Annotated in this window: 8 protein-coding genes and 2 tRNA genes; 5 read left to right on the top strand and 5 right to left on the bottom strand. The window is 64.1% G+C overall.

Going from position 1 to position 10,668, the window contains the following annotated elements:
* Positions 1–33: 33 nt before the first annotated feature.
* From SOX55_RS07430 to SOX55_RS07410, 5 genes are all read left to right on the top strand, one after another.
* Complete coding sequence (locus tag SOX55_RS07430; protein WP_325286808.1) at positions 34–1,614, top strand: peptide chain release factor 3; 1,581 nt, start codon at positions 34–36, stop codon at positions 1,612–1,614.
* A gap of 59 nt (positions 1,615–1,673) precedes the next feature.
* Positions 1,674–2,810, top strand: coding sequence for a DUF4317 domain-containing protein (locus tag SOX55_RS07425; RefSeq protein WP_325286807.1), 1,137 nt, complete (start codon positions 1,674–1,676; stop codon positions 2,808–2,810).
* Positions 2,811–3,075: 265 nt separating this feature from the next.
* Complete coding sequence (abc-f, locus tag SOX55_RS07420) at positions 3,076–4,560, top strand: ribosomal protection-like ABC-F family protein (protein WP_325286806.1); 1,485 nt, start codon at positions 3,076–3,078, stop codon at positions 4,558–4,560.
* Between the two features lie 125 nt (positions 4,561–4,685).
* A tRNA-Ser gene (locus SOX55_RS07415) sits at positions 4,686–4,773 on the top strand.
* A 16-nt stretch (positions 4,774–4,789) separates the two neighbouring features.
* Positions 4,790–4,882 (top strand) — tRNA-Ser (locus SOX55_RS07410).
* 323 nt (positions 4,883–5,205) lie between these two features.
* Here the strand turns inward: SOX55_RS07410 and SOX55_RS07405 are convergent.
* The 5 genes from SOX55_RS07405 to SOX55_RS07385 all read right to left on the bottom strand — a co-directional run bounded on the left by SOX55_RS07405 (position 5,206) and on the right by SOX55_RS07385 (position 10,668).
* Positions 5,206–5,859 (bottom strand): chloramphenicol acetyltransferase, encoded by a 654-nt coding sequence (locus SOX55_RS07405; protein ID WP_325286805.1) that lies wholly within the window; start codon positions 5,857–5,859, stop codon positions 5,206–5,208.
* A gap of 160 nt (positions 5,860–6,019) precedes the next feature.
* A complete protein-coding gene (gene lpdA, locus SOX55_RS07400; RefSeq protein ID WP_325286804.1) occupies positions 6,020–7,420 on the bottom strand; it encodes a dihydrolipoyl dehydrogenase in 1,401 nt (466 codons plus the stop codon).
* 16 nt (positions 7,421–7,436) lie between these two features.
* Positions 7,437–8,651, bottom strand: a complete 1,215-nt coding sequence (locus SOX55_RS07395) for a dihydrolipoamide acetyltransferase family protein (protein WP_325286803.1) — start codon at positions 8,649–8,651, stop codon at positions 7,437–7,439.
* A 53-nt stretch (positions 8,652–8,704) separates the two neighbouring features.
* Positions 8,705–9,685, bottom strand: coding sequence for an alpha-ketoacid dehydrogenase subunit beta (locus SOX55_RS07390; protein WP_325286802.1), 981 nt, complete (start codon positions 9,683–9,685; stop codon positions 8,705–8,707).
* A 17-nt stretch (positions 9,686–9,702) separates the two neighbouring features.
* Positions 9,703–10,668: a thiamine pyrophosphate-dependent dehydrogenase E1 component subunit alpha gene (locus tag SOX55_RS07385; RefSeq protein WP_325286801.1), complete on the bottom strand. Its 966-nt coding sequence runs from the start codon at positions 10,666–10,668 to the stop codon at positions 9,703–9,705.

Here is a 10,668-nt window from a genome sequence, read left to right as displayed (position 1 = left end):
AGAACCAAACATGAAATACTGGAGGAAGCAAGCATGGCAGCTCTGAATGAAGAAATCCGCCGCCGCCGGACCTTTGCGATCATCTCGCACCCCGACGCCGGCAAAACCACCTTAACCGAAAAATTCCTGCTCTACGGCGGCGCCATCGCCCAGGCCGGTGAGGTCAAGGGCAAGCGGGCCAAGGCCGCCACCAGCGACTGGATGGAAATTGAAAAGCAGCGCGGCATTTCCGTCACGTCCTCCGTCATGCAGTTCCAGCACAGCGGCTTCTGCATCAACATTCTGGACACCCCGGGCCACCAGGACTTCTCCGAGGACACCTACCGCACGCTGATGGCGGCGGACTCCGCCGTCATGGTCATTGACGGCGCCAAGGGCGTGGAGCCCCAGACCCGGAAGCTGTTCAAGGTCTGCGCCCTGCGGCACATCCCCATTTTCACCTTCATCAACAAGATGGACCGGGAGACCCGGGACCCGCTGGAGCTGTGCGAGGAAGTGGAGCGGGAGCTGGGCATCGACACCTACGCCATGAACTGGCCCATCGGCTGCGGCAAGGAATTCCAGGGCGTTTATGACCGGGAAAAGAGCCGCATCCTGTTCTTCTCCGGCGAGGGCCACGGCCGGAAGGCCACCTCCACCGAGGTGGAGCTGGACGATCCCGCCCTGAACGACATTCTGGGCGAAATCAAGGCCGCCGCCCTGCGGGACGAGGTGGAGCTGCTGGGGGCCGGCCGGGAGTTCGATCTGGAGGCCGTCCGGGCCGGAACGCTGTCCCCCGTGTTCTTCGGCTCCGCCCTCATCAACTTCGGCGTGGAGCCGTTCCTGGAGGAATTCCTGCGGATGACCACGCCGCCCCTGCCCCGGGTGTCCGACGCCGGGGAGGTGGATGTGTTCTCCCCCGACTTCTCCGCCTTCGTGTTCAAGATTCAGGCCAACATGAACAAGGCCCACCGGGACCGGCTGGCCTTCATGCGCATCTGCTCCGGCAAGTTTGACCGGGACACCGAGTACTACCACATGCAGTCCGGCAAGAAAATGCGCCTGAGCCAGCCTCAGCAGATGATGGCCGCCGAGCGGGAGATCATCGACGAGGCCTTCGCCGGCGACATCATCGGCGTGTTCGACCCCGGCATCTTCTCCATCGGCGACACCATCACAGTGCCGGGCAAAAAGTTCCGCTACTCCGGCATCCCCACCTTTGAGCCGGAGCACTTCATGCGGGTCTCCCCCAAGGACACCATGAAGCGCAAGCAGTTCATGAAGGGCGCCGAGCAGATCGCCCAGGAGGGCGCCATCCAGATCTTCAAAATTCCCGACGCCGGCATGGAGGAGGTCATTGTGGGCGTGGTGGGCACGCTGCAGTTCGACGTGTTCGAGTACCGGATGAAAAACGAGTACGGCGTGGAGATGTTCATGTCCGGCCTGCCCTACGAGCACCTGCGGCGGATTCTCTCCTGCCCCGGTGACCCCCGGGACCTGACCCTCTGCACCGACGCCAAGCTGCTGGAGGACTTCCGGGGCAACTATCTGGTGGCCTTCGGCGGCGAGTGGTCCGTGGGCTTCCTGACGAAGCACAACCCCGGTCTGGAGCTGTCCGACACCCTGTCCGTCTGATGAATCCCGGGACACGCCGTCTGCCGACGGCGTGTCCCTTTTCCAGAAAGGAGAACCTTATGAACGAACGTGAAGTTTCCGAGCTGCGCCGCCGGCTGCGGCCGGAAAAAAACAACATCACCCACATCTGCGGCTGCTTTGTCAACGAGAAGCGGGAGGTGGTGTCCCTGTTCAGCCAGTCCCTGACCATGATGCCCCAGGAGGAGGCGGAGGCCTACCTGTCCCTGCTGAAGCGCACCCTCTCCGGCGGCCTGGGCAAGAACCTCATCGACATCTCCTTCACCACCCGGCAGGTGGCGGACAGCGACGAGCACCGGCTGCTGATGGCCCTGCGGGATTCGGAACTGCGGGACCGGGAGGTGGTGCAGACTTTCTGCCGCAAAATCATGGACTCTCTCACCACAGAGGGGGGCTACCTCATCCTCCTGGCCCGGGATGTGTATGACGTGCCCCACCGCTCCGACGACGGGGAGCGGCAGGACGACCAGTCCGACGAGGTATTCACCTACCTGGTGTGCGCCATCTGCCCCGTGAAGGCCGCAAAGCCCACCCTCAGCTACTCCATGGACGAGAACGTGTTCCACACCCGGGAGGGCGGCTGGGTGGCGGCGGCGCCGGAGGCGGGCTTCCTGTTCCCCGCCTTCGACCAGCGGGCCACCAACCTGTACAACGCCCTCTACTACTCCAGAGACACCGCCGACAGCCATCCGGAGCTGGTGGACGCCCTGTTCCGCACCCAGCCCCCCATGCCCGCCGCCGTGCAGAAGGAGACGTTCCAGACCATTCTGGGGGACACGCTGGCGGAGGAGTGCAGCTACGAGGCGGTGCAGTCCGTCCACGATAACCTCCGCGGCCGCATTGAGGCCCACAAGGAGAGCCGCTCCCCGGACCCCCTCACCGTCTCCCGGGAGGACCTGCGGGACGTGCTCCGGGACAGCGGCGTGTCGGAGGACCACGTGTCCTTCTTTGAGCAGCGCTACGAGGCGGCCTTCGGCGCCGACACGGACCTGAGCCCCAAAAACCTGGTGGATGACCGGCAGTTTGAGATCAAAACCCCGGACGTCACCATCAAGGTAAACCCGGACCGCAGCGACCTCATCGAGACCCGGGTCATCAACGGCACCCGGTACATCCTCATCTGCGCCGACGAGGGCGTGGAGGTCAACGGCGTCCCCATCCGGATCGACAGGGCTTGACGGCGGTTTGGAACCATGGTACAGTAAATACATCCATTCAGACGAAAGAGGCGAAACCATGTTTTTTTCCTGCAAGTAAAACCGGACAGCGGCGCTTATCCGCGCCGCCGGAGCTTTGCAGGGGAAATCTGTCTCATTTCATACGCGCGCAGGCGCCGCTTCGGGAAGCGGCGGACCTTTTGCGACAGTGAGCTGCAGGGAAGGAATCCTTGCAGCTCTTTTTTCTCCGGCAGGTGCTCCGTACTTTCATCAAGGAGGACGTACCATGTCACTGATTCAGGTGCAGAACCTGACCTTTTCCTACCCCGGCAGCTTTGTGAACGTGTTTGAAAATGTGAGCTTCCAGCTGGACACCGACTGGAAGCTGGGGCTGGTGGGCCGCAACGGCCGGGGAAAAACCACTCTGCTGCGGCTGCTGCTGGGTGAGTACGAGTACAGCGGCAGCATCCGCGCCGGCGTGCCCTTCCGGTATTTCCCCTATCCCGCGGCGGACCCCTCCCGGCTCACCATGGAGGTGCTGCAGGAGGTCTGCCCCGCCGCGGAGGTCTGGGAGCTGACCCGGGAATCGTCTTTGCTGGAGGTGGAGGAGGATGCCCTCTGGCGGCCCTTTGCCACCCTCTCCCCCGGCGAGCAGACCAAAGCGATGCTGGCGGCCCTGTTCTGCGGCGGGGACCGCTTTCTCCTCATCGACGAGCCCACCAACCATCTGGACAGCCGGGGCCGGGAGCTGCTGGCGGATTACCTCCGGCGGAAGAAGGGCTTTCTGCTGGTGTCCCATGACCGGCGGTTCCTGGACGGCTGCGTGGACCACATTCTGTCCCTGAACCGCAGCGGTATAGAGGTTCAGAGCGGCACTTTCTCCTCCTGGTGGGAGAACAAAGAGCGGCGGGACGCCTTTGAGCAGGCGGAAAATGAGAAGCTGCGGGGAGAGATCCGGCGGCTGGAGCAGTCGGCGGAGCAGCGCCGGCAGAAGGCCGACGCCGTGGAGCGGGCCAAAACCGGCATCTCCTCCCAGGGCATTGTGAAGCACGGCCTGCGGCCCTATCTGGGAGAAAAGTCCCGGAAGGGACAGCAGCAGCGGAAAAACATGGACCGCCGGGCGGAGCGGGCGGTGGCGGAGAAATCCGCCCTGCTGAAGGACCTGGAAAAGGCGGAGGCGCTGAAGCTCCGGCCCCTGTCGGCCCGTGGCCGGCTGCTGGACCTGCGGGAGGTGTGCCTCTTTTACGGGGAGAAGCAGGTCTGCGGCCCGCTGACCTTCTCCCTGGAGCCGGGAGAGCGGCTGGTCATCTGCGGCGGCAACGGCAGCGGCAAATCCACCCTGCTGAAGCTGCTCCGGGGGCAGGCGGAGATGACCCACACCGGCACGCTGACCCGGCTGCCGGGCCTGACCGTCTCCTGGCTGCCCCAGGACACCTCCCATCTGCGGGGCAGGCTGCGCGGCAGCGCCCGGGAGTGGGGCGTGGACGAAACACGGCTGCTGACCATCCTGCGGAAGCTGGATTTCCCCCGGGAGCAGTTTGAAACGGACATGGCGGACTGGTCCCAGGGGCAGAAGAAAAAGGTGCTCATCGCCCGGAGCCTGTGCGAAAGCGCCCAGCTGTACCTCTGGGACGAGCCGCTGAACTACATTGACGTGTGGTCCCGGATGCAGCTCAAGGAGCTGCTGGTGCAGTTCCGGCCCACGCTGGTTTTTGTGGAGCATGACCGGGCCTTTCAGGAGGCGGTGGCCACCAGGGCGGTGCGGCTTTGAAAACAGGGGGGCGGGGGAAGGCCCCCGCCCCGCAAAAAATTGTCTGTATTTCCGGGAAATACGGTTGACAAAGCAGCCATGCGTATGGTATGATTCCATAAGTGTTCGGACAAAGGACATATTCTGGAGAGATGTCCGAGCGGTTTAAGGAACCGGTCTTGAAAACCGGCGACGTGAAAGCGTCCGTGGGTTCGAATCCCACTCTCTCCGCCACATCTTAATATTGTCTGCAGAAGTACCCAAGAGGCCGAAGGGGCTCCCCTGCTAAGGGAGTAGGCTGGATAAAACCGGCGCGAGGGTTCAAATCCCTCCTTCTGCGCCACGTCGTCGCGGACTGCATATCGTTCGCGACGACGTTTTCTTTTTTCAAAGCAAACGTCATCTCTCACTCATTCCGTCGCTCCTCCTTTCCAAATCACAACCGCTTCGCTGGGTTGTGATTTGGGTCAGAAAACGAAAGCATCCGGATTGAAGCCGCCTGACACGTGGTTGCAAAGTTCGCTTTGCAGCCACGTTCTTTTTTCCCGCGAAATTAAAAGACATCATCCGCTCCCTTGCAGCGGGTTTTTATGCTTCGCATCAAAAGCGCCTGCCGCAAAACTGTGCGGCAGGCGCTTTTGATTATTATAGCAACCAAAAAGGATACTATTTTGTATTGAAATCCCGCAGGTTCTCCTCCAGCCGGCGGAAGAACTGGCTGGCGTGATAGCCGTCCGCCGACGCGTGGGAGATGGTCAGGGTCACCGGCAGGGTGTATTTCCCGTTCTCCTCCGTATATTTGCCGAAGGTGATGATGGGAAACAGGGACGGCGTTCCGGCGACATAGCTGGCGTAGCCGGTGTAGTCCATCCAGGGCACGCAGCTGACGCAGAAGAAGTTGGCCGGCTGTCCGGGACGGCCCTTGATGCCGTGGACCTCCCCGAACTGCTCCACCGTCCGCAGGTAGCCGTTGTAAAAGGCGTCAAAGTCCGGCCGGTACTCGGTCCAGATGTCGGTGAAGGTGTGATCGTCCTCATGGAACACGGTAAAGCTGGGGTGGACCTCCTCCCAGATGCCCGGCGCCCCCTCCGGCGTCACCATCATCCGCATTTCCTCCATGCCGTTGACGGTCCGGGCGGCGGCGTATAGAAAGCAGCCGAAAAAGCGGCGCCCCGTCTCCCGGGCAAAGCCCACCGCCTCCGTCACCTCCACCCGTGCGGTGAGGGAGTAGCCGCATTTCAGGAACTCCCGGTAATAGGGGAAGTGCTCCCGGCGGGGCCAGGTCTCCATGTCAATTTTCCGATAGCGGGGCTGTTCCATCCCGGTCGTCTCCTTTCCTCCGGCGCTGCTTCAAACCGCCGGTGCATTGTATTGTACCACAGGTTTCCCCGTCCGGACAATCCGTTGGGCAAAAAAGTCACGGTCCGTGGCCTTTGCCAACGGAAAACCGGCGCCCCCGGAGGGGACGCCGGTGAACGCGTTACCGGTTGGCGGTGTGGATGGCCCGCTTTTCCGCGTGGAGGGCCGCCTCCCGCATGGTCTCGGTGACGGTGGGATGGGAGTGGATGGTGGTAATCAGTTCGTCCAGGGTGGCCTCCAGCCGGATGGCCAGAGCGCCCTCGGCAATCAGGTCCGTGGCACGGGGCCCGATGATGTGCATGCCCAGTACCTCACCGTACTTGGCCCCGGCGATGATCTTCACCAGGCCCTCGCCGCCGTTGAGAATCAGAGCCTTGCCGTTGGCGGACATGGGGAATTTGCCCACCTTGTAGGCGATGCCCTTTTCCTTGCACTGCTCCTCCGTCAGGCCCACAGAGGCCGCTTCCGGCTCGATGTACACGCAGGTGGGGTTGGTGGACTCATCGTAGACGGAGTCCTGTCCCATGATGTTCTCCGCGGCCACCTCGCCCATGGCGGAGGCGGTGTGGGCCAGCTGGGCGTGGCCCGCCACGCAGTCGCCGATGGCGTAGACGCCGGAGACGTTGGTCTGCATCCGCTCGTTGACCAGGATGCGGCCACGGTCGTGCTTGATGCCGCCCCGGTCCAGGGCCAGGGCCTCCGTGTTGGCCTTCCGGCCGATGGCCACCAGCACCTTCTCCGCCTCAAAGCTGACGGTCTCGCCGGCCTTGTTCTTGCAGACTACCTTCGCGCCCACAGGGGACGGCTCCACGGACTGGACGGGGCACTCCAGATGGAACTCCATGCCCATCTTCTTCATGTGGTCCACGCCCACCTTGGTGAGATCGCCGTCCAGCATGGGCAGCATGTGGTCCATGGCCTCCACCACGGTGATTTTCGTGCCGAAGGCAGCGTAGGCGCAGGCCAGCTCCAGGCCGATGACGCCGCCGCCGATGACCACCATGCTCCTGGGCAGCCGCTCCAGGCTCAGGGCGCCGGTGGAATCGATGCAGTTGGGGTTCTCCCGCAGCCCCGGAATGGGGGGCCGGGCGTTGACGGAGCCGGTGGCCACGATGATGGCGTCGGCGGTCATGGGCTCTTTGGTGCCGTCGGCCTTCTTTACCTCCAGCTTCCGGGGGCCGGTGAAGGCGGCCTCGCCGTCCACAACCTTCACCTTGTTCATGCGCAGCAGGCCCGCCACGCCGCCGGTGAGCTTTTTGGAGATATCGTTCTTGTGGCGGATCACCTGGGGGAAGTCCACCTCCGCGCCGGTGACCTTCACGCCGATTTCGGCGCCCTGGCGGCGGATGTCCTCCAGCAGCTCCGCGCTGTGGAGCAGGCACTTGGTGGGGATGCAGCCCACGTTCAGGCAGGTGCCGCCCAAATGCTGCTTTTCCACAAGGGTAACGGCGGCGCCCAGCTGGGCGGCACGGATGGCGGCCACATAGCCGCCGGGGCCGCCGCCGATGACAATGATATTCATGCGCGTCTCCTCCCTGTCACGCCAGAATCACGTCCGGGTGTTCAATGCAGAACTGGATGTCCGTGAAGATGCGGCCCACCTCCAGGCCGTCAATGACCCGGTGGTCGAAGGTGAGGAACACATTCATCATGGACCGGGGGGCCAGGGTGCCGTCAGGCTGGTACACCGGCTTCACCACCGTCCGGCCGAAGCCGCAGATGGCCGTCTGGGGCGGGTTGATGACGGGGGTGCTGGTGTCGATGGGGAACATGCCCACGTTGGTGATGGTGAAGGTGCCGCCGGTCTGCTCGTCGGGCGTCAGGCTCTTGGTCTTGGCCCGGGCCGCCAGGTCCTTCACCCGGGCGTTGATCTCCGTCAGGGTCAGGGTGTCCACATTCCGCACCACCGGGACCATGAGACCGTCCTCGGTGGCCACCGCCACCGACAGGTGGACGTGCTTGTGGGAGAAGAGGGTGCTGCCGTCGAAGGTGGCGTTGGCCAGGGGGTGCTTCGCCAGCACCTTCCCCAACATCTTGCACAGCAGGTCGTTGACGGTGATCTTGCAGCCCAGGTACTCCTGGGAGGCCACCAGACGCTCCCGCAGGGCCAGCAGCTCCGTGGCGTCCACCTCGCAGGTGCAGGTGCACTGGGCCATGTCCCGCAGGCTGTTGTACATATTCCGGGCGATGGTCTTGCGGACGCCCACCCAGGGGGTCTCGGTGATCTCGTCCTCCAGCGCGGCGGCAGAGGCGGCAGGGGCCTTGGGCTGGTTCAGATAGGCCTCCACGTCTCTGGCCACAATCCGCAGGCCGTCAGGGCCGCCGGAGGGCCGGACGGCCGCCAGGTCAATGCCCGCCTCCCGGGCCAGCTTTTGGGCCAGGCCCGTGGCCCGGACGCGGCCGCCGGGGGCGGGAGCCGCAGCTGCCGGGGCAGCGGGGGCCGCCGGAGCGGCAGACGGGGCAGCGGCCGGAGCCGCCGTCGGGGCGGCGCCGCTGAGGAGGGCGTCATACTCCTCCTGAGACTCCGCCAGCAGGCCGATGGGGGCGCCCACGGCAATGGTCTCCCCCTCCTTGGCAAGGATGTGGAGGATGCCGGACTCCAGGGCCTCGCAGTCGATGACGTTTTTCTCGTTCTCGAACTCCATGATGGCGTCGCCCTTGGTGACCCGGGATCCCTCCGCCGCCTTCCAGCCGGTGATGGTGCCCTCCACCATGGTCAGTCCGGCTCTGGGCATTACGATCTCAAAGCTCATATCTGATGCTGTCCCCCTGCGGGGGACAGGCTCCTCCTTCTTTCAAAATACGCTCAGAACGCGGCCCGGACGGCCTTGCAGATAGACTCCACGTCGGGGATGGCGTAGTGCTCCATGGTGATGTTGTAGGGCAGGGGCACGTCCAGCGCCGCCACCCGGATCACGGGGCCGTCCAGCTCGTCATACAGCTCCTCCTGGAAGGAGGCGGCCAGCTCGGCGCCGATGCCGCCGGTCCGGTTGCCCTCCTCCACCACAACGGCTCGGTGGGTCTTGCGGATGGAGGTGTAGATGGTGTCCTTGTCCAGGGGCGCGATGGTGCGGGGGTCCACCACCTCTGCCTCGATGCCCTCGGCAGCCAGCTTTTCGGCGGCCTCCAGAGCCCGGGGCACCATCAGGCCCACGGCCACAATGGTCACGTCCCGGCCCTCCCGCTTCACGTCCGCCAGGCCCAGGGGGATGGTGTAATCGCTGTTGTACACCTCGTCGGGGATCTCCTGCTTGCTCTGGTACAGCAGCTTCGGCTCGCAGAACATCACCGGGTTGTCGGAGCGGATGGCGGATTTCAGCAGGCCCTTGGCATCATAGGCGCAGGAGGGGGTGACGATGGTGAGGCCGGGGGCGTGCATGAACAGGCTCTCCACCGTGTTGGAGTGCTCGCAGCCGGCGCCGTTGGAGGAGCCGGAGGCATTGCGGATCACCAGGGGCAGCTTGAACTCGGGGCCGTTCATGTAGCGCCACTTGGCCACGCAGTGGAAAATCTCGCTGAAGGCCACCATGGTAAAGTCGGAGTACATCAGCTCGATCACCGGCCGCAGGCCCGTCTCCGCCGCGCCGATGGCGCTGCCGACGATGGCCGTCTCCGTGATGGGGGTGTTGCGGACGCGCTTGGGACCGAACTCCTCCAGCATGCCCCGGGTCAGGCCGAAAATGTTGCCGAACTGGGCCACGTCCTCGCCGTAGATCACCATTTTGCTGTCCCGGCGCATTTCCTCCTTCAGCGCGTCGCTGATGGCTTTTCCGTATGTTACTTTCATCGTTTCATCCCTCCTGATCAGACGTACAGGTAGTCAAAGAGCGTCTCGGGGGTCATCTCGCCGGTGACCTCCGCCTCGGCGATGGCCTGGTCCATGGCGGCGTTATAGGCCGTCTTGCGCTCCGCCATCTCCGCCTCCGACAGCACGCCCCGCTCCAGCAGCTTTGCCTCGAAGTTTTTCAGGCAGTCCTTTTCAGCGATGCGCCGCGCCGCCACGGAGTTGTCCCGGTAGGCGCACTGGTCACCCTCGAAGTGACCCCGCCAGCGGTAGCTCTTGCACTCCAGCACCGCCGGGCCGTTGCCCGCCAGAATGTACTCCCGCAGCCGCATGGCGGCGGCGTACACCGCCTCCACGTCGGTGCCGTCCACCACCTCGGAGGGCATGCCGAAGCCGGCAGCCTTGTCCGCCAGCACGTTGGGCACAGCGGAGGAGTACTCCGTGGGCGTGGAGATGGCGAAGCCGTTGTTCTCACAGACAAACAGCACCGGCAGCTTCCAGTCGGAGGCCAGCACCATGGCCTCGTACACCGGGCCGCGGTTGGAGGTGCCGTCGCCGAAGAAGGTATAAACCATGTTGTTCCGGCCCTCCAGGTCGATGGTCATGGCCGCGCCCACCGGCACGGCGGCGTCGCAGCCCAGGGTGGCGGAAAAGCCCAGCATGCCGTCCTGCAGGCGTCCGGTGTGGTTGATGCCGCCCCGGCCGCCGGAGTTGCCGCAGTTTTTGGCCATGATCTCGCCGAAGAACTCCTTCAGCGGCATGCCCATCACCACGGAGGCGCTGACCGGCCGGTGAGCGATCTTCACATAGTCACCGGGCTGGCGGGTGGACAGCACGCCCACATAGGTGCCCTCCTGGCCCATACCGCTGTGGATATGGCCGGGGACCTTGCCGGCGGCGTAAATCTCAATGAGCTTTTCCTCCGTCATCCGCATTTCCACCAGACCCTGATGGAGCTTTTTCTGAACTTCCTTTTCCAGTTGCAT

The sequence above is a fragment of the Dysosmobacter sp. genome (assembly GCF_034093755.1).
Lineage (GTDB): Bacteria > Bacillota > Clostridia > Oscillospirales > Oscillospiraceae > Oscillibacter.
The sequence above is the reverse complement of the archived record's forward strand: the minus strand, read 5'-3'. Positions and strand labels throughout refer to the sequence as shown.